Origin of the sequence: Parasphingorhabdus sp. (genome assembly GCF_048267785.1) — a bacterium.
GTDB lineage: Bacteria > Pseudomonadota > Alphaproteobacteria > Sphingomonadales > Sphingomonadaceae > Parasphingorhabdus.
This window is the reverse complement of the sequence record NZ_JBLWWU010000011.1, coordinates 15,434-32,676: the sequence shown is the minus strand read 5'-3', so window position 1 is coordinate 32,676 and position 17,243 is coordinate 15,434. Positions and strand designations below refer to the sequence as shown.

Genomic DNA, 17,243 nt, shown 5'->3' with positions numbered 1-17,243 from the left:
ACCCCGAGGTCAAAATGTCAAAGACGAAAACAGATGATGAAAATCCAAAGAGCAAGAAAAAGAGCAAACTGAAAACCGTGCTCTTTGGCACTGTGCTGATCGTACTGCTCGGTGGCGGCGGTGCTGCTGGCGGATTTTATGCAGCTGGGATGATTGGTGGAGGTCATGATGGGGGAGAAGACCCCAACAAACCGAAAATCATCATGAAAGACGGGACTGCTGTCAGTGACAAGGAAGCGGCGAACGCCGCGCCATCAACTGCGCTGAGTGCCTTCAAGGTGACCTATCACCAGATCGAGCAACCGTTTACATCGAACCTGTCAGATTCGGACAGCTTCGCCCAGATATCCTTGGCGGTTTCTACATTTTATGACGAACGCGTTTTCGAAAATGTGACCAATCATGAAATTGCCATTCGGTCGGCGGTTCTCATGGAATTGTCACAACAGGATCCGCTTAAGCTCGAGACGCCGGAAGGCAAGCTCAGACTGAAGAAAAAGTTGCGAGACGTCATCAATGAAACGCTGAAGGAGAAGACCGGTTTTGGCGGAATTGAAGATGTCTATTTTACCAACATAGTCATCCAGTAAGCGCGTCGGAAAGTAGCAAGACCATGACGAATTCCCAACCATCGCCAGCCGGTTCCGGAGCAACGGACGAGAATGTTGCTGGTGCGGTAAACCACAGCCTGCTCAAGCGGGGCGGTCCGGACGATATTCTGCTATCGGCTTACAAGAAGGTCGAGCGGAAGCTGGACTCCGTTCTGAAATTATATCTTTCCGACGTCATTGATTGTGACCTGAACGTCGAAGTGGGCGATGCCGCCAAATTGTTGTTCAACGACTGGCTGTCCGGTCTGGAAACCGATTCTGTTTATCTCGAATTTCAACTCGGTGCGTCAGAGAGCCGGATATTGGTTAGGATTGCCCGCATATTTTTGACTGCGTCCGTAGATTGTTTCTTTGGTGGGCAATTCAATGGAGAAGCGCACAGCACCGGCGACCTTAAACAATCGGAAGTTGCGATGATTGATCGGTTGGCGGGGGGCATCGCTGCCGCATTGACCGATGCCTGGTCAACGCTGCTTGATTTGCCGGCTCGTTATAATCGCTGTTTCTATGCCAAAAACGATGTCGAGCTGAATCTGGAAGATGACAATGTACTGGTTTCCGCTACATCGGCTGAACTTTCCGGCCACCAGATTGCAGCGATCGATGTCGTCCAGACATTGGACGGACTGGTGGCAATTGAACCACAATTGAACCGCCCCCATCACAGGACGGCGAACAAAGCCGATCCGATCTGGACCGCCGCCCTCAAAGATTCCGTCAAGCAGGTTTATGTACCTGTCCGTTCGGTACTTGCCCGTCCCACCATGCAACTGTCGGAACTTTCCCGACTTGCTATCGGCGATATTATACCCGTGGCACCAACCGACAATGTTCCACTTGTCGTCGGGGACAGGGTCTTTGCCCACGGCAGCATCGGTGAACAAAATGGCGGTGTAGCCTTCAAAATCAATCAAATTTTATAGGATTAGAACATGAATGATATGACTCATGATAGCGAAATGCTGGACACTGCGACACGCGTCGATATCGAGGGGGTACCAGCCCAGGACCATTACCGCTTCTTATCCGATATCAAAGTCAGACTCTCGGTTGAAGTCGGCAATGTGTCGATGACAATATCCGAAATTATGGATCTGAGAGAAGGCTCCGTGGTCGAACTCGACAGACAGGTCGACCAATTGATCGACATCAATGTCAACGGGACGCTCGTAGCCCGGGGAGAGGTGGTTCCGGTCAAGAATAAATTCGGTGTGCGGATCGCCGAGATCGTATCCAACGGCATGGCGCGCGCTCGTGTGGAAAGACGCAACTGATGACCTATTACATCATAAAGCTGTTTATCATGGTGCCATTGATCGGCCTGCTCATCTTTGGTTCGCTATGGCTCTATCGGAAATATCAGCCTCAGATGATGATGCGGCAAAATTCAAACCTTTTGAACGTTGTCGAAACGCTTCCCATGGGGGTGCAGAGCAAACTGGCCGTGGTTGATTTTGGCGGTCGTCAGATTTTGTTGGCGGTAACCCGGACCGGTATCGAGAAGATTGATGTACATCATGCGGACTAGTATGAAGGCCCTCATGGCGGTGATGCTGTTTTTCGCAACAGCCTATGCAGCAGATCCGGCATTCGCCCAGGACGCAACCCCTGGAGCATCCGTAGCACTCGAACGTGCACTGGATGATATCTCGGGAGACGGTCAACCCCTGAGCACGACATTGCAGATATTGATCGTGATGGGGTTGATGACGGTCCTCCCGTCGCTGATCCTGATGATGACCAGCTTTACCCGGATCATCATCGTTTTGTCGATATTGCGTCACGCCCTCGGTTTGCAGCAAACACCACCCAACCAGGTTTTGCTTGCCTTGTCGCTGTTCCTGTCGATGTTCGTCATGGCGCCACAAATCGACAAGATTAACGAGCAAGCGATTGCCCCTTATTCGGCCGACGAGATCGGTTTGACCGAGGCGATTGAAAAATCCGGAACCATAATGCACAGCTTCATGGCAAAACAGACCCGGCAAAGCGATCTGAAGCTGTTCATGGAACTGTCGGACAAGGACGGTTTCGCCTCGGCCGAAGAGATTCCGTTTTCTATCATGCTGCCCGCGTTTATGACCAGTGAACTCAAAACCGCCTTTCAAATCGGCTTTCTCATTTTCCTTCCATTCCTGATCATTGATCTGGTGGTGGCGGCCGTCTTGATGGCGCTGGGCATGATGATGTTGTCGCCCGTGATTATTTCCATGCCCTTCAAATTGCTATTGTTCGTGATGATTGATGGTTGGGCTTTGACCATGGGGTCGCTTGCCGGCTCGTTTGCGGTCTAGATCATGACTGACAATCCGGATTTCTTTATCGGCATAGCGCAACAGGCGCTTTGGATTACCGCGCTCGCCGCCGCCCCATTGCTTATACCAGCACTGCTGGTCGGGCTTCTGCTGGGCATGGTGCAGGCTGCCACGTCTATCAATGAACAAACGCTCAGCTTTGTTCCCAAGCTGATTGTCGTTGCTGTCGTTGTCGCGGTTTTCGGCGGTTCCATCTTGCTGCTGATCGCCGATTTCACCCGTGAAATCTATGATCGCATTCCGGATCTCCTGCTGTGATTGCGCCGGGATTTGCAGAGTTTGAAGGTCAAATGTGGATTTGGCTGATGGCGATGATCCGGCCGGGCGCAGCAATGGTTGTTGCACCAATTTTTGGCGCTGCCAACGTGCCCGTCCAGATCCGTATCTTGCTTTCATTCCTGATCGGGATGGTTGCGACGAGCAGCGTAAGCTTTGAATTGCCGACCGAAACAGCGATCACCGTGGGCAACAGCCTGTTTGTCATGGGAGAAGTCGTCACCGGACTGGCGATCGGTTTCGCCCTTCAACTGGGCTATTCCAGCGTGCTGATCGCCGGGGAGACCATCAGCAACGCGATGGGCCTCGGTTTCGCCAGCATGTCGGATCCTCAAACGGGTCAGTCTACACCGGTAATCGGCCAGTTTCTCACGATTTTTGCGACTTTGTTGCTGCTTGCCATTGACGGCCATCTGCTGCTGATCGCGATAATCGTAAAAAGCTATGCTGCGCTTCCTCCCGGTTTTGCGATGATGGGGGCTGACATGTTTTATAGCATTGTCCAGTTTGGCGGGACCTTATTCTCTATGGGATTGCTCATCGCACTTCCGGTTGGCGGCGCTCTCATTCTTGTTCAGATAATGATGGGTTTTCTTGCCCGGACTGCGCCTGCGCTCAATCTGTTTGCTGTTGGCATACCGGTGACGATTACCGTCGGCCTGGTGGCCTTGGCCGTGACAGCACCCATTATCGGCGACGCCGTCATTCAGGCATTAGGGATGGGCCTTGACCAGGCTACGCTCATCACGGGAGGCGTGTAGTGGCGGAAGAAAGCCCCGGTGGCGGTGAAAAAACCGAAGCACCAACCCCCAAGAAATTACAGGATAGTTCCAAAAAGGGCGATGTTCTCCAGTCCCGCGATCTGGGCGGTGCCATGATTGTCTTTGTCGGGACGATGGGTTTTCTGATGTTTGGCGGTCTGCTTTACCGCGCGCTGGCGGACATGGTCACGCGTGCGCTCGTCATCCACCCGGAAGATATCAAGTCGTTCGATGTCGGCGGCCGCAGCGCCGCTTTGCTATCCGATATACTGCCAGAGTTTATGAGCCTGTTTGCATTGTTGATGGTTGCTGCGGTTGCGACACCTGCCATGCTGGGATCATTTGGCTTTCGATGGTCGGCGATGAAACCCAAGCCGTCAAAACTCGATCCGATAAAGGGTCTGAAGCGCATTTTCGGGTCAAATGGCGTGATGGAACTCGGCAAATCCATGATGAAAGTGGTTTTGATCGGCGCCGTGGGGGGATCGATATTATATCTGCATCTGGAGGAGATGGCGCAGCTCGCCGCGCAGGACCTCAACAATGCGATTGAGAGTTTCTCGTCGTTATTCCTGAAGCTTCTGGCGGGTATTTGCGTCAGTATGGTGCTGATTGCGATGATTGACGTTCCGATCCAGCTATTCCAGCGCGGCAAGCGGCTGAAAATGACGAAACAGGAAATCAAGGACGAATATAAGGAAAGCGAAGGATCTCCCGACGTTCGCGCGCTCCAGCGTCAGCGGCGCAGCGAAATGCTCAACGATTCCACGCGCAAGGCTGTATCGGAAGCTACGGTCATTCTGGTCAATCCGACCCACTTTGCCGTCGCTCTGCGCTATGATCGCGAACAGGATATGGCGCCTGTTGTGCTGGCCAAGGGATGCGACGTGATTGCGCTGGCCATGCGTGAAATGGCTGGTGAAATGGGCAAGCCCGTCATGGAATATCCGGATCTGACAAGATCGATATATTATACGTCGGATGTCGGGAGTGTGATTGATGATCGCCTTTATGGCGCCGTGGCGATGATCCTTAGCTTCCTGATTCAACTCGACGCCAAATTGGTCAGCCCCATCCACAAACCGAAAATATCGCTCCCGGACGACGTCAAATATGGCGTTGATGGGACACGCATGGCGTAATTTTAGATTTCACCAAACCATTAATTCTTTTCCGGACGCGCCGTAATAATACTCAAAGGAAGTTTATCATGTTTACAAATGTCGCAAATAGCCTCGGTATTGGATCGGGAATTGACACGGCGCAACTGGTTACCGACCTATTGGCTGCCTCTCAGGGTGCGAAACTCACGCAACTCAGTACACGCCAGCAACTCAATTCCACACGGATATCCGCGATGGCCGCTACCAAGTCGGCCCTCGCGACATTCGCCGCGGCTGTCAAAGAGACTTTGAACGGGCAGGGTTTTGTTGGTGATTTGATTTCGAGTCGTACCGATCTGGCAAATGCGTCGGTATTGGAAGATTCTCGTCCGGAAGGATTGCCTGCCTCGGTTGAGGTTATACAAACAGCGGCTGCCCAGCGCGAAATATCGGATGTCTTTGCCAGCGCCGCCGCCGCCGTGGGCGAGCGAACGCTGACCATCAACAACGGTGGCGGCAGCTTCGAGGTTGTTATCGATAGCAGCAACAACAGTCTGACCGGTTTGCGAGACGCAATAAATGCGAGCAATAGCGGCGTAACAGCGATGATCTTGACGGATAATTCCGGTGCCCGGCTCGTGTTGGAAGCGCAGGAAGGTACCGCGAATAATTTCTCGGTGACACAAGGCGGGGTTTCGCCCGCAATGAACCTGACCAATATTGCGACAGCAACCGATAGCATTATAAAAGTCGATGGCATCGAACTGACCAACAGCAGCAACACCATTACCGGCGCGATTCCAGGTGTCCAGATTTCCCTGTTGGCCGCCGAACCCGGTACGCAATTCACGATTAGCGGGGATTCCGAACCTCTGGATATTTCCAGTTTGGTGAGCGAGTTTGTTACCGCCTATAACGAACTGCGCAGTTCGCTGAACGCGGCAACAAAGCCTGGATTGGAGGGGACGACTGCAGGTCCCCTGGCGGGCGACCGTGGTGCCCGCGAAACCATCCGCAATCTTAGTCAGTTGACGTCAACCCAACTCACGGATGTCGGAGAATTCAAAACGCTCGCAGATATTGGTGTGCGTACAGAAAATGATGGCACCTTGACGATCGATCAGACGCGGCTCGATGCGGCGATCGCATCTGACAGTGGCGCGATTAAACTGATGCTCGAACCAGTGGTGGTTACCGACACCAAAATTGGCTTGTCAGGCGCGCTCGAAGCGATTTCGACGTCATTGCAAGGCGATGGTGGCGCTTTGACCGCAGCTCAGGAACGGCTGGAAGCTATCCGCGATTCGCTCGCGGAATCCCGTGAAAAGATCACCGCGGATGGTGAAAAACTGCGCGAACAATTGGAAGCCAATTTTGCAGGGCTTGAACGCCAGCTGTCGCTCTTGCGTTCTACCCAATCCTATCTTGAGCAACAATTCGCTGCCTATAACGACGATAACTGATCCAGGAAAGTAACAGAATATGACATTTCAGTCTCGAATTCAGCGAGCATCCAGCTACCAATCCGTTGCCAAGGAAAGTCGGGTCTTGGCGGCTGACCCCTATGAACTTGTAGCGGTGCTGTTCGACGAATTGCGTGAAACGCTGGATCTGATGATAGAAAGCGCGCGCCGCGATGACGATGCCCGTATCTACAAATATCGGGGGAAAGCGCTGGCTATTCTAGGCGGTCTGGATGAATCGCTGAACTTTGAAGCTGCGGGAGACCTGGCCCAGACTTTGCACATCGTCTACACGGAAGCCGCCAAACGCATCCAGATGGACGGTAAGGAATCCTGTATTGAGCGAGTTGAATCTGCGCGGGAGATGATCCACGAAATCGAGAAGGCCTGGGAGTCGATCGCACCTTACAACTAGTTTATATTCTATGCGATCAGGCCGCGATCTGGGATTCGATACGTTGTTCAGCATGCCAGCTGATATTATATTTGCGCATCTTGTCGATCATGGTGGTCCGCTTGATGTTGATCGAACGCGCGGCGCTCGAGACGACCCCATGTGACATGTCCAGTGCTTTCATTATTATGCGACGTTCTTCAGATTGAAGATGTTCATTCAAGTCCCGAATATTGTTGTCCTGATGAGCGATACCGGGGGAGCTGGGTTCGTCCGAAAATGCGGCGGTTTGAGGCGTCGTTGCCCGTTCTGTCGCGGTCGATGATTTGGCGCCAGAATCCTGAGAAACCGGCGCTATATCGGATTGTACAAGCATGGTAACGTCATTGGCTGAAATCTGTTCTCCGGCAAAGAAGACCGAAGCGCGTTCAACGACATTGCGCAGTTCACGAACATTTCCCGGCCAATCATAGCTCTGCATCGCAGTCAAGGCTTCTGCCGTGAAAATGGGGAGGGGGTTTGCCCCATCCTGATTTTGCAGAAAATGCGCAATCAGCGCAGGAATATCCTCTGTTCGTTCGTTTAGTGCAGGCACTTCGATTGGAATAACACAAAGACGGTAATAAAGATCTTCGCGGAACGATTTGCCCTTGATGCATTCCCCGAGATGTTTGTGCGTTGCCGCAATAACTCTTACGTCGACGCCAATATTGCGATTGCCTCCAACCCGGTTGACAATACGTGTTTCAAGCACGCGCAGCAGCTTTACCTGCATGTTGATCGGCATGTCGCCAATCTCGTCAAGGAATATTGTGCCGCTATCGGCTTGCTCAAACAGCCCGACGTGCTGGTTTACGGCCCCGGTAAAACTGCCTTTTTCGTGACCGAAAAGTTCGGACTCGATCAGTTGTTCGGGCAGCGCGCCGCAATTCACTGCAATATTGGGAGCGTTGTTGCGATCCGAAATGGCGTGGATGGCCTCGGCAACGACTTCCTTACCGCTACCGGACGGACCGGTGATCATGATCGAGCTATTGCAGCGACCGGCAAATTTTATGATTGTCCGCAATTGTCGCATTTTTGGACTATCGCCGATCAGCTTCTCAGCAAGCAACGTCTCTAAATTAACATCGGTCATTCTGCTACCCAGATCACAAATATACACGCAACCCCGAATTGCCGGGGAAGGGTGGTTCGAAGATCCCGCAATCTTCGAACCGTCACCTGGTAACGTCAGAAATGGAGAAACATGGTTAAAGATGGGTTAATGACGTGACATCAAATTCCCAAAGGCAATGATCACCTCAACTGGTGGCGCTGACGAGACAGATATAGCGCCCGGAGTTCTGGAGCGAGAACGACTCACCATATTTGTGCCAGACACTGGATTGAACGCGTGGATATAAGCCGCACCGACCGAACGATCCGACCAGGCACGGCATTTGAATTTTGAAATGTGCAATGCTTGCAAGCCTTGTCAGGGCGTGAAATTCAGAGCGGACTATTCGACAGAAGGCATGCTATCTTATTCATGCAGTCCTCCGAGGTCGAAACGAAAATCATTCGATTGTCCGCAGGGTTGGGGGTTTTTGTAATCAAGCCCTGTCCGACCATGACGTTAATATATCTCATCGCGGTCGTCATCGGTATCCCCGAGCTGTGCGCTATTGCCGAAACAGTTACCCGTTCACCCTTCAGGCCACAGATGTAGATATCGAGACACATGTTCCAGCAGGAGTCCGCGAACAGACCGTTCCCCGCATCCAGTGTTCGGGATTTCAATCTTCCCCAATGCAGATGCTTCTTGGCGCGATCAATCAGATCGAGACGGGTTAAGTCCTCGTCGATGATAATTTGATCTTCGCAAATTCGCTTATTCGAATCTGTGATCCGCTTATCCAGTTTTTCAAGTCTTTCATTTGCATGCTGCAGCGTCGACCGAAGCTCCGCTACCTCCGCTTCAACACTATCCATTAACTTTTAGCTGCAATTCCAGAGCCCCCCAAGGTCTTGCTATTATTTGCAAAAAGCATAATCGCATTCATTAGCGTGCTAACAATGTCCTATAATTGTCCGATTGTAACTATAAAAATGTATAGAATGGTCAGTTTGATACTCTCGATCGACCCATCGGACAATCGAATATCCAGGATAAAAGGCGCAATGGATCTGGCGCTGGCCGTTTATGAGATCATTTTCCGTATATCGGAATCAATCCCAAAAAGAATGAAGTTTGTTCAACCCGCCAAGCGCTTTGGGTGGTTGTTTCTTCTGGAGCACTAGTTCCCGGCGGTAGCATGGATCGGTTGGCCCGCGCAGATAAACGCCTCAAAACTTTCGAAGAACTGAAACAATATGATCGAGGACGGCCGGATGCAATGTAGCGGTGAACTCGCAACCATAATCCTGATATCGCACCCATCGTATATGAGCGGCGAGTGTCTGCAATCCGGGTAAAGTGATAAAAACCAATTTGTCAGTATCAAGGCTCGTGCAGCTCAGCATTTTGAAACCGGACACGGAAAGGTCCGACAATGTGGTGCGAAACAGTTGCGTATCGGATTGCCGGACGAAAATTTCTGCAGATACATCCACACGGTCATTGGCACGCCGGCTATCCGCAGTAAGAATGCCGCTCTGATCAGGTTCCACATGGGTGTGGGGTGTCATCATTCGATCCTCATCGAGTTTACCATATTCTATGAACGGCAGAAATAGCGGCCAACTAAGCGCACTTGTTATGCAGGGGCTTCAACGGCTGATTGGAGCCATATATCGGACTGGGCAGCGTGACCGGAAAGAGCGATGTCAGTCCGCGCATCCTTGCTCAAGTGCGTGATCCTGATTGCCGTGCACAATCTGCCACATATCAATTGGTCACCAGAAACCAAGATAGGTCCTTAGTTTATTTCCCAGATGTCCGTCTCTCATCATAGTGTTTGTGAATTGGATGACAGAGATGAAAATAGACCGGAGCTTCCAAATAGAGGCGGAAGCTGCGCGGCAATTTGCCCTGGAGCGTTATGATATTCTGGACACTCCGCAGGAATATTGCTTTGACCATATTGCCCAAACGGTAAAATTAGCTCTCGACGTTCCAATCGTCGCGATTTCAATGATCGATGGAGAACGGCAGTGGTTCAAATCCACAATCGGTTTTGAATTGCCTGAAATGCCGAGAAAATCTGCAATCTGCAATTATACCATCAATCAAAATAATACGATGATCGTTGAAGATACAATCCTTGATCGGCGGTTCAAGGAAAGTCCGATGGTCGTTGGCTATCCTTTTTTGCGCAGCTATATCGGTGTGCCGCTGACGACGCCAGATGGGCATAATATTGGAGTATTATGCGCGTTGGATATCGTTCCACGACAGTTCACCCATTCGAAAATAGAATTGCTGGAACAACTCGCTGAACTGGTGATCCATGAACTGGAAATGCGTCAACAAGCGGATAAGGACCGCTTGACAGGAGCGCTTACACGCAGCGGATTTTCGGTAAAAGTGCAGAAGGCCATTGCCCTGTACGATCGCCAAGAGATCAAAAGCACAATGGTTCTTTTTGACATAGACCTGCACAAAATGGTTAGGCATTATTCCGGACATCTGTCCGGCAACGCGCTGCTCCGAACAATTATCAGGACATTGATTGCGTGCCTGAAGCCGTCGCATTGTGTCGGACGGATGGGAGGAAAACAATTTGCTGTTCTCCTCACATCAACCACGCAATCGGAAGCCATGACGGCAACGAAGGAGTTTTTGAAAAAAATGGATCAAACGGGCGCCGGCATTTTTCTCGATGTCAGCTTTTCCGAGATTTCGCCCGCGGTCGGAATATGCGATGACTGGATCAAGCAGGCGAATATTGATCTGCGCGCAGCAAAACCGTCTGACCGCAGCATATCCTGGCCGGAATCTGACAAACATCTTGGCGGCTCAAGCCAATAGCATTGAAACGGGCCAGTCGTCGGAGCCATTACTCTCCGGCCGGACATCTGCCGTCATGCCTGACACCAGCGCGGCATTGATAGTTTAGTTGCCATTTTGTGCAATGCATGGCTAATTGGGTTGACGATCAAATTTCAAACAAAGGAACCGATCATGGCAACCGCGATCCAAAACCATGAAGCCGCAATCGACGTTGGTCCCGGGTTCTCGATCCCCGACCCCCATGATATAGACAGTCTTCGGGGCAAAGTGTCTGACATGGAGTGGCAGTTGCGCTGTGATCTGGCGGCCACCTACCGGCTATGTGCCATGCACGCCTGGACCGACCTTGTGTTTACGCATATTTCTGCGCGCTTGCCGGACGAAGACGGTGAAGAACGGTTCCTCATCAATCCCTATGGCGTGTTGTTTGATGAAATGACGGCATCGGCATTGGTGAAGATCGATCTTGACGGTAATATCAAGCAGGACACACCTTATTTTATCAATCCCGCAGGCTTTACGATTCACAGCGCGGTTCACAGTGCTCGCGAGGACGCCGGGTGCGTGATCCACGTTCACACGCCCTACGGCATTGCCGTCTCCGTTCAGAAAGCGGGGCTTAGGCGCTACACCCAATTTGCGATGCAGATTCATGATGACCTTGCATATCACGACTATGAAGGCATTGCGCTTGATCTGGATGAACGGGATCGGCTGATCAATGATCTTGGCGAGAAGAATCTGCTGATTTTGCGCAACCATGGTACTTTGACTGTCGGTCAGAATTGTGCGCTTGCCTTTCTTCGCATGTATCTCCTCGAAAATGCCTGTAAGACTCAGATATTGGCGCAATCGGTCGGCGGCGAAGAGCATCTCCACGAGGATAGTGAAGACATGGGGCATCGCGTGTTCCAGCAGGCGTCTCCCGCCTTTCAGAAAGGACTGGGCGACAATCTGGTCTGGCCGGGGCTGATGCGCAAGCTGAAGCGCACCAATCCGGGCCATGATCACTAGAGATCAAACGCTTGGCGCGAGAGAATTTCGACTTTCTTGCTCTCGAACACGGCGGATCCAAATTCCTGTTTCTTGTCCATCAGCAACTCGTCGCGCTGGCGGACCATTTCGATGATCGGGTCATGAAAATGCTGGACGGCAGCGGTTAGCCAGTCATTGACCAGCGGATCGCCAGGCGCGCCCGTCATGTCGAAGTTGCGCAGCCTTGACGCAATGGCTTCGGCCGGCATCATATATTCATAGGTGACCCAGTAATTGGTGGTGAACCAACTGATCGGCATACCGTCCAAGCCGAAGCTCAGCGCCCCAAAATGGACGACGCCTTGGGTATTTTTGCCATTGGGCAGTTTTGCGGGTGGCTGATAATAGGGTTCGACACCGTCAAACATGTCGAGAGGCAGGAACATGTGGAAATGCCCATGTTCGCCTTCTTCGCGCTCTTCTGGCTTGTGCGCATGGTAGAACCAGCGCGACTTGTTGCCAGGCGCGATGCAATCCCCTTTGGGATAATGCTGATATTGAACGAAAGGGGCGTCTGCCGGTACCACTCTGGGTACTAGCGAGACGCCCTCTTTAGCTATCTGGCTGGTAAGCTCAAACAGCCTTTCTAATGCATTTTCCAATGCGAAATAAGCTAAAGCTTACTCGGTAACAGCTTCTTCAGCTGCACAAGCGGCGTCGCCAGCTGCATCAGCAGCGGCACAAGCAGCTTCGCCCGTTGCTTCAGCAGCGGCACATGTTGCTTCTTCAGCAGCACATGTCGCTTCTTCAGCGGCACATGTCGCTTCTTCAGCAGCACATTCAGCTACAGCGGCAGCGTCGTCGGCCTGTTCTGCACAAGCAGAAAGAGCAGGAACAGCAAGTGCAAGGCCACCAGCTACAGCGAGCATTTTACGAAAGTTTGTTTCGGTAGTCATTTAATATATCCCCTTTGGATGAACTAGACTTTTCCCTTTATCTGGAAAGATATGAAGATGGCAAGCCTATTTCGTAAATATTGCATTAATCTGAGAGATGGCCAGTTGGCGCCCCGATTTTGGACACCCAGTTCAGGCAATCGGGCGTGTCAAGATGGCAAGGCGGGGCCTTATCGCTCGACTCCGCGTATTTTTCCCCATTGCCGGGTCACCGTATAGCCCAGATAGCCGGTGCCGAAGAGAGCATAGAGTGGTTCGGGTATCCCGGCGAGATAGGCGTTCATGCCGGAAGCGATATCGCGGGCAGCCTCTGGCCGGAACGCGGCAATCAGGCCCATTGGCACCGACCAGAGGAGCAGAAAATACATGACATAGAGAAAACTGGGCCGCGCCCGACTCGTCCACGGATCGGTCGATTGCGCCTCTGCAAGAATCGCCGACATCTGGATGCGAACTTCTTCCAGCTCCTGGCTACCTTCCAGTTTGATAAGTTCAAGCTTCGCTCTGTCCCGCGCTTCCTTGTCCGGTAATATCCTGTCTATGATGCTGGAAAGAGGACCGACGAGGGTTGAGATAATGGACATTTTTCAAGGTTCCTTTCGTAGGGGTGGATGTCAAAGTTCGTCAAAGTTCGGGCCAAGGACGGGGTTCGCTAAGAGGGTTGTTGAGATGGAGTCTGAAGAGTCTCGCTAATCCTGACGAACTTTACACTGTTATGAGAAAGATTGATCCGGGGCCGAATTCAGCCGATCCGGTTGGTGAGCCAGCCATATAGGAAGGCTTCATTGGCGGGCCGTTTTTCGCTCAGCTCAACATAGCGTGCGCCCTGCAGCGCTTCGATCGCTTTAAGCAGCACCGCTTCGCCTCTGGTTCCCCGTTTGCGGAGAAAGGCGTCAAGCGCAGCCAGCGTCTTTCTGCCAATGTCGCGATCGACTGCGATATCCGGATAATCGCGGCCGTTGCGATTGAGCGCATTGAGCGCGCGCTGAAGAAAGCCAGCAGCCGTCCCGGGCCCCATATTAATTCCGGTATCAAAAAGTTCGGCCGCAATATCCGGCGCAAGTCGGGCGATCCGGTTAAAGCCGGGGCGAACCCAATATTTGCGTTTGTAAATCGCCGCGGCATTTTCGCGCGGAAAATCTCTCATATTGCCAGCGTAGCCATGCGCCCGCGCGACCGCTTCGGTCACTCCCCACCGGGTTGGTCCGCCCCGGTCGGCGGGATGATCGGAGAAATCCCCTTCCAAGATCATGACTTTTTCAATCAGCATATCGACATCTGGATTATTGGGCATGGTACAAACACCTTTCTGAGTGGAATGAGACCAATAATAACCTATTTGGTTATATGTAGGAAAGGACGGTTTCAAAATGGCCGCTGATCGGGCCGGGGCGAGGCTGGAGAGAATTTGGCCACGTCATATTTAGGTAGGATTACGGAGTTTTCCCTCTCTTCTTCATGCCTATCTGAATCCCATATTCATCCAGATCAGAAAGGACCCCAGCAGATGTCATTGCATATTGGCGACACCGCACCGGATTTCACCGCAGACAGCACCATTGGCGAGATTAACTTTCACCAATGGGGAGGCGATAGTTGGGTGTTCTTTTTCAGCCATCCTGCCGACTTCACGCCGGTTTGCACCACCGAAATGGGCCGGACCGCACAACTTGCCGACAAGTTTGCGGCCCGTAATACCAAACCTTTGGGGCTGTCGACGGACACCGCAGAGGAACATTTGAAATGGATATCGGATGTCAATGAAACGCAGCATACCAACCTGCAGTTTCCGATTGTCGCGGACCAGGACCTCAAGATTGCCAAACTCTATGACATGATCCATCCCGAAGAGAGCGAGACCGCTGCCGTGCGTTCGGTATTTATTATCGATCCCGATAAAAAGCTCCGGCTGACGATGACCTATCCCATGAATGTGGGGCGTAATTTTGACGAGATATTGCGAGTGATTGACGCGTTGCAGTTGTCCGATGCAAAGAATATCGCGACACCCGCTGACTGGAGCCCCGGCAAAAAGGTCATCATCCCGCCTTCGATCAAGGGTGATGAAGCAAAAAAACGCTTTCCCCAGGGATGGGAGGAGTTGCGTCCATATCTCCGCCTGACCGATGTGACTTGAGGAGCATCGATATGGAAGGGGGTAATATTGCCGAGGTCCGGGAAGCTGTCGGAATATTCGACACGGAAAAGACGTTGCAGGCCGCGATTGATGATCTGCTGAGCCATGGTTTTGATCGCGCTGAAATCAGCGTATTGGCACCCGTTACCGCAGTGGAGGAAAAGCTTGGGCATCGCTTTGAATCGGTTGCGGATATCGAAGACGAGCAGGGGATTTCAGCAAAAATGTATGTCCCGCTTGAGACGATCGGCGATGCCGAGGGCGCTGTTATCGGGAGTTTGATGTATGTCGGTGCATTTGCCGGGATTGTGCTTGTTGCGTCGGGCGGCGCTTTGGCCGCCGCTCTCGCAGGCTTGGCCCTTGGCGGTTCTGGTACTGCCCTTGGCGTCGCCTTGGCGCGCTTCATAAAACAGCATCACGCCGATTATATAGCAGATCAACTGGAAAAAGGCGGTCTTCTGCTATGGGTACGGACGTGGCACGCAGAGGACGAGGCAAAAGCAACGGAATTGCTCTCTGCTCATTCCGGCCATGATGTCCACGTTCACGGTTTTCCACCAAAGAAATAATCTCTCGACTACGCAATATTGCGTATCGCGCGGGCGCTTCCATTCGTCCACATGGTGAGGATGACTTGGAAAACAATTCGCCTTGAACTGGCCCGAACCGCTGACCATCCCGATGGCTCGTCAGCCCATTCTTACGTTTTTCGGGTTCCCCTGAACGACGAAGGATTCATCGAACCTGAAGCGCTGAAAAAAGCTGAGAAACGGCCAGTCGTAAGGCGTTTCTGGCCAGGTGAGGCGGATCAGAGCGGCGTTGTCATCGCCACGGATAAAGGCTGGGCCTTTTCCTACAAGGTTGGTGAAGATGATGATGAAGTCATATTCCGGCTCAAGGAGCATCCGTTAAAAGTGGGTGAGTATCTGACCATCACCGAAGCGGATGGCAGCGAGTTGCCGTTTCGTGTCATCAGTTGTCATGAATAGCGGCCAACATATTTGTCACGGGGAGGATATATGTTGAAGAAAATGAACTTGACCGGATTGGCATCGGTCGCCGCACTGGCGCTGACCATGACAAGCAGTCCTGCCGCAGCGGAATGCGTGATCGGATCTGCGCCGCTGTTTGATCCCTTTGCGCCCTATAAAGAGCCCGGAGCCATCATTCACAAGGAAAGCGGCTTCATATTTCCGGCGACCATCGCGGGTTTTCGCCGCCAGTGCGAAATGACAACCGATTTTTCCGGCAATAATTTCGAGATCGGATATGTCCGCGATTTTGACGATGATGAAATCGAAATCAAAATCGGAATCATTCATCTCGAAGAGCTGAATGCCGAGGATCATTACAAGATCGTAAGGCCTGACATGCTTTCCCGTTATTCCAATGCTGCCAGTCTTTCGGAAGGGGACTATTTCGTGTCGGGACGGCCCGATATTGCTGCCTATCAAGGCATTTTTGATGCGGACAATGATGGTGTGCCCTGGCATTTTAGCGTCACTGCGCTGGACTATGGCTATTGGGATGCGCGTTTGACGGCTTCCTATCCACAGGAAATCGACAGCGCTGCGCAAGAGGCGATCATGGAACTGATTACCGCCTTCCAGTGGCAAACACCGACCAGTGAAAGCAAGGAAGGCGTGGCACCTTGAAACGTATCGCGGTAATCGATGGCCATCCCGATCCTAGCCCCAGCCGCTTTGGTCATGCCATTGTTTCCGCTTATGTTGAAGCGGCGCGTGGTGCGGGCCATGAAGTTCGGGAAATTCGTCTGGCAGGCCAGAATATCCCGATTCTGGAAAGCCGCAAGCAATGGCTTGAAGAGGATGTACCTGCTTCCGTCCGGCCGGGGCAGGATGCGATCAAATGGGCCGAGCATATCGTCTTCTATTATCCGCTGTGGATGGGCGACATGCCGGCCTTGCTCAAGGCGTTTATCGAGCAGGCCTTTCGTCCCAATTTCGCCCTCGACTATGGCGAGGAGGGCAGCAAGCAGGTGCCCAGGAAATTGCTGCGCGGTCGCTCGGCGCGCCTGATTGTCAGCATGGGGATGCCAGCGTTATTCTATCGCGCCTATTTCGCCGCGCACAGCGTCCGCAGCTTTGAGCGCAATATTTTGAAGCTGACCGGAATTCATCCGGTCACCACGTCGTTGATCGGCAATGTCGATCGCAGCGAAAAGCACCGCGCACGCTGGCTCAAGAAAATTGCAGCCCATGGCAAATCCGGCGACTGATGGCGCAGGATATCCGCCTATATCCGTATTAACCCTTATATAGGCGGTGTCCGGGTCCGGCTAATCTCCAATCCATAAC

At 52.2% G+C, this 17,243-nt stretch carries 24 protein-coding genes; 17 read left to right on the top strand and 7 right to left on the bottom strand.

Annotation, left to right across the window (positions count from 1 at the left end; genetic code table 11):
- The first annotated feature begins 14 nt into the window (after window positions 1-14).
- The 10 genes from ACN0VD_RS10450 (at window position 15) to fliS (ending at window position 6,944) form a co-directional block, all read left to right on the top strand.
- Window positions 15-590, top strand: a complete 576-nt coding sequence (locus ACN0VD_RS10450; protein WP_417593953.1) for a flagellar basal body-associated FliL family protein — start codon at window positions 15-17, stop codon at window positions 588-590.
- 23 nt (window positions 591-613) lie between these two features.
- Window positions 614-1,534 (top strand): FliM/FliN family flagellar motor switch protein, encoded by a 921-nt coding sequence (locus ACN0VD_RS10445; protein ID WP_417593951.1) that lies wholly within the window; start codon window positions 614-616, stop codon window positions 1,532-1,534.
- Window positions 1,535-1,543: 9 nt separating this feature from the next.
- Window positions 1,544-1,885 carry a flagellar motor switch protein FliN gene (gene fliN, locus ACN0VD_RS10440; RefSeq protein ID WP_417593949.1) on the top strand — a complete coding sequence of 114 codons (342 nt, stop codon included), beginning with the start codon at window positions 1,544-1,546 and terminating at the stop codon, window positions 1,883-1,885.
- Window positions 1,885-2,139, top strand: a complete 255-nt coding sequence (locus ACN0VD_RS10435; RefSeq protein WP_417593947.1) for a FliO/MopB family protein — start codon at window positions 1,885-1,887, stop codon at window positions 2,137-2,139. Before fliN ends, ACN0VD_RS10435 begins: the two co-directional genes overlap by 1 nt.
- Window positions 2,129-2,905, top strand: a complete 777-nt coding sequence (fliP, locus tag ACN0VD_RS10430; protein ID WP_417593945.1) for a flagellar type III secretion system pore protein FliP — start codon at window positions 2,129-2,131, stop codon at window positions 2,903-2,905. Before ACN0VD_RS10435 ends, fliP begins: the two co-directional genes overlap by 11 nt.
- A 3-nt stretch (window positions 2,906-2,908) precedes the next feature.
- Window positions 2,909-3,184 carry a flagellar biosynthesis protein FliQ gene (gene fliQ / locus ACN0VD_RS10425; protein WP_417593943.1) on the top strand — a complete coding sequence of 92 codons (276 nt, stop codon included), beginning with the start codon at window positions 2,909-2,911 and terminating at the stop codon, window positions 3,182-3,184.
- Window positions 3,181-3,963: a flagellar biosynthetic protein FliR gene (gene fliR, locus ACN0VD_RS10420; RefSeq protein WP_417593941.1), complete on the top strand. Its 783-nt coding sequence runs from the start codon at window positions 3,181-3,183 to the stop codon at window positions 3,961-3,963. Before fliQ ends, fliR begins: the two co-directional genes overlap by 4 nt.
- On the top strand, window positions 3,963-5,105 hold the full coding sequence (locus ACN0VD_RS10415) for an EscU/YscU/HrcU family type III secretion system export apparatus switch protein (RefSeq protein WP_417593939.1): 1,143 nt from the start codon (window positions 3,963-3,965) through the stop codon (window positions 5,103-5,105). The genes fliR and ACN0VD_RS10415 overlap by 1 nt, the downstream gene beginning before the upstream one ends.
- 68 nt (window positions 5,106-5,173) lie before the next feature.
- Complete coding sequence (gene fliD, locus ACN0VD_RS10410) at window positions 5,174-6,529, top strand: flagellar filament capping protein FliD (RefSeq protein ID WP_417593937.1); 1,356 nt, start codon at window positions 5,174-5,176, stop codon at window positions 6,527-6,529.
- Between the two features lie 19 nt (window positions 6,530-6,548).
- Window positions 6,549-6,944 carry a flagellar export chaperone FliS gene (gene fliS / locus ACN0VD_RS10405; RefSeq protein ID WP_417593935.1) on the top strand — a complete coding sequence of 132 codons (396 nt, stop codon included), beginning with the start codon at window positions 6,549-6,551 and terminating at the stop codon, window positions 6,942-6,944.
- A 16-nt stretch (window positions 6,945-6,960) separates the two neighbouring features.
- Here the strand turns inward: fliS and ACN0VD_RS10400 are convergent, their stop codons facing one another.
- From ACN0VD_RS10400 to ACN0VD_RS10390, 3 genes are all read right to left on the bottom strand, one after another.
- A complete protein-coding gene (locus ACN0VD_RS10400; RefSeq protein WP_417593933.1) occupies window positions 6,961-8,061 on the bottom strand; it encodes a sigma-54 interaction domain-containing protein in 1,101 nt (366 codons plus the stop codon).
- Between the two features lie 353 nt (window positions 8,062-8,414).
- A complete protein-coding gene (locus tag ACN0VD_RS10395; protein ID WP_417593931.1) occupies window positions 8,415-8,897 on the bottom strand; it encodes a MarR family transcriptional regulator in 483 nt (160 codons plus the stop codon).
- A 354-nt stretch (window positions 8,898-9,251) separates the two neighbouring features.
- Window positions 9,252-9,596, bottom strand: coding sequence for a PilZ domain-containing protein (locus tag ACN0VD_RS10390; protein ID WP_417593929.1), 345 nt, complete (start codon window positions 9,594-9,596; stop codon window positions 9,252-9,254).
- A 286-nt stretch (window positions 9,597-9,882) separates the two neighbouring features.
- On the opposite strand from ACN0VD_RS10390, the gene ACN0VD_RS10385 reads away from it, so the two are divergent.
- Complete coding sequence (locus ACN0VD_RS10385; RefSeq protein WP_417593927.1) at window positions 9,883-10,875, top strand: diguanylate cyclase domain-containing protein; 993 nt, start codon at window positions 9,883-9,885, stop codon at window positions 10,873-10,875.
- Window positions 10,876-11,028: 153 nt separating this feature from the next.
- The gene (locus tag ACN0VD_RS10380; RefSeq protein WP_417593925.1) at window positions 11,029-11,871 is read left to right on the top strand and encodes a class II aldolase/adducin family protein; all 843 of its coding nucleotides are present in this window, start codon (window positions 11,029-11,031) and stop codon (window positions 11,869-11,871) included.
- On the opposite strand, the gene ACN0VD_RS10375 is transcribed toward ACN0VD_RS10380, so the two are convergent.
- The 4 genes from ACN0VD_RS10375 to ACN0VD_RS10360 all read right to left on the bottom strand — a co-directional run bounded on the left by ACN0VD_RS10375 (window position 11,868) and on the right by ACN0VD_RS10360 (window position 14,082).
- Window positions 11,868-12,494, bottom strand: a complete 627-nt coding sequence (locus ACN0VD_RS10375) for a DUF6969 family protein (protein WP_417593923.1) — start codon at window positions 12,492-12,494, stop codon at window positions 11,868-11,870. The two genes, ACN0VD_RS10380 and ACN0VD_RS10375, sit on opposite strands and share 4 nt — an antisense overlap.
- Window positions 12,495-12,512: 18 nt before the next feature.
- Window positions 12,513-12,788: a hypothetical protein gene (locus tag ACN0VD_RS10370; RefSeq protein WP_417593921.1), complete on the bottom strand. Its 276-nt coding sequence runs from the start codon at window positions 12,786-12,788 to the stop codon at window positions 12,513-12,515.
- Window positions 12,789-12,958: 170 nt separating this feature from the next.
- A complete protein-coding gene (locus tag ACN0VD_RS10365; RefSeq protein ID WP_417593919.1) occupies window positions 12,959-13,372 on the bottom strand; it encodes a holin family protein in 414 nt (137 codons plus the stop codon).
- Between the two features lie 158 nt (window positions 13,373-13,530).
- The gene (locus ACN0VD_RS10360; protein WP_417593917.1) at window positions 13,531-14,082 is read right to left on the bottom strand and encodes a glycoside hydrolase family 108 protein; all 552 of its coding nucleotides are present in this window, start codon (window positions 14,080-14,082) and stop codon (window positions 13,531-13,533) included.
- A 213-nt stretch (window positions 14,083-14,295) separates the two neighbouring features.
- Between ACN0VD_RS10360 and ACN0VD_RS10355 the strand changes: the two genes are divergently transcribed.
- Genes ACN0VD_RS10355 through ACN0VD_RS10335 form a run of 5 tightly spaced genes read left to right on the top strand, consistent with a single transcriptional unit; the run spans window position 14,296 to window position 17,164 of the window.
- Window positions 14,296-14,925: a peroxiredoxin gene (locus ACN0VD_RS10355; protein ID WP_417593915.1), complete on the top strand. Its 630-nt coding sequence runs from the start codon at window positions 14,296-14,298 to the stop codon at window positions 14,923-14,925.
- Window positions 14,926-14,936: 11 nt separating this feature from the next.
- The gene (locus ACN0VD_RS10350; RefSeq protein ID WP_417593913.1) at window positions 14,937-15,494 is read left to right on the top strand and encodes a hypothetical protein; all 558 of its coding nucleotides are present in this window, start codon (window positions 14,937-14,939) and stop codon (window positions 15,492-15,494) included.
- A 60-nt stretch (window positions 15,495-15,554) separates the two neighbouring features.
- Window positions 15,555-15,914, top strand: a complete 360-nt coding sequence (locus tag ACN0VD_RS10345; protein WP_417593911.1) for a hypothetical protein — start codon at window positions 15,555-15,557, stop codon at window positions 15,912-15,914.
- A gap of 30 nt (window positions 15,915-15,944) precedes the next feature.
- Complete coding sequence (locus ACN0VD_RS10340; RefSeq protein ID WP_417593909.1) at window positions 15,945-16,580, top strand: hypothetical protein; 636 nt, start codon at window positions 15,945-15,947, stop codon at window positions 16,578-16,580.
- Window positions 16,577-17,164, top strand: coding sequence for an NAD(P)H-dependent oxidoreductase (locus ACN0VD_RS10335; protein ID WP_417593907.1), 588 nt, complete (start codon window positions 16,577-16,579; stop codon window positions 17,162-17,164). The genes ACN0VD_RS10340 and ACN0VD_RS10335 overlap by 4 nt, the downstream gene beginning before the upstream one ends.
- Window positions 17,165-17,243 lie beyond the last annotated feature (79 nt).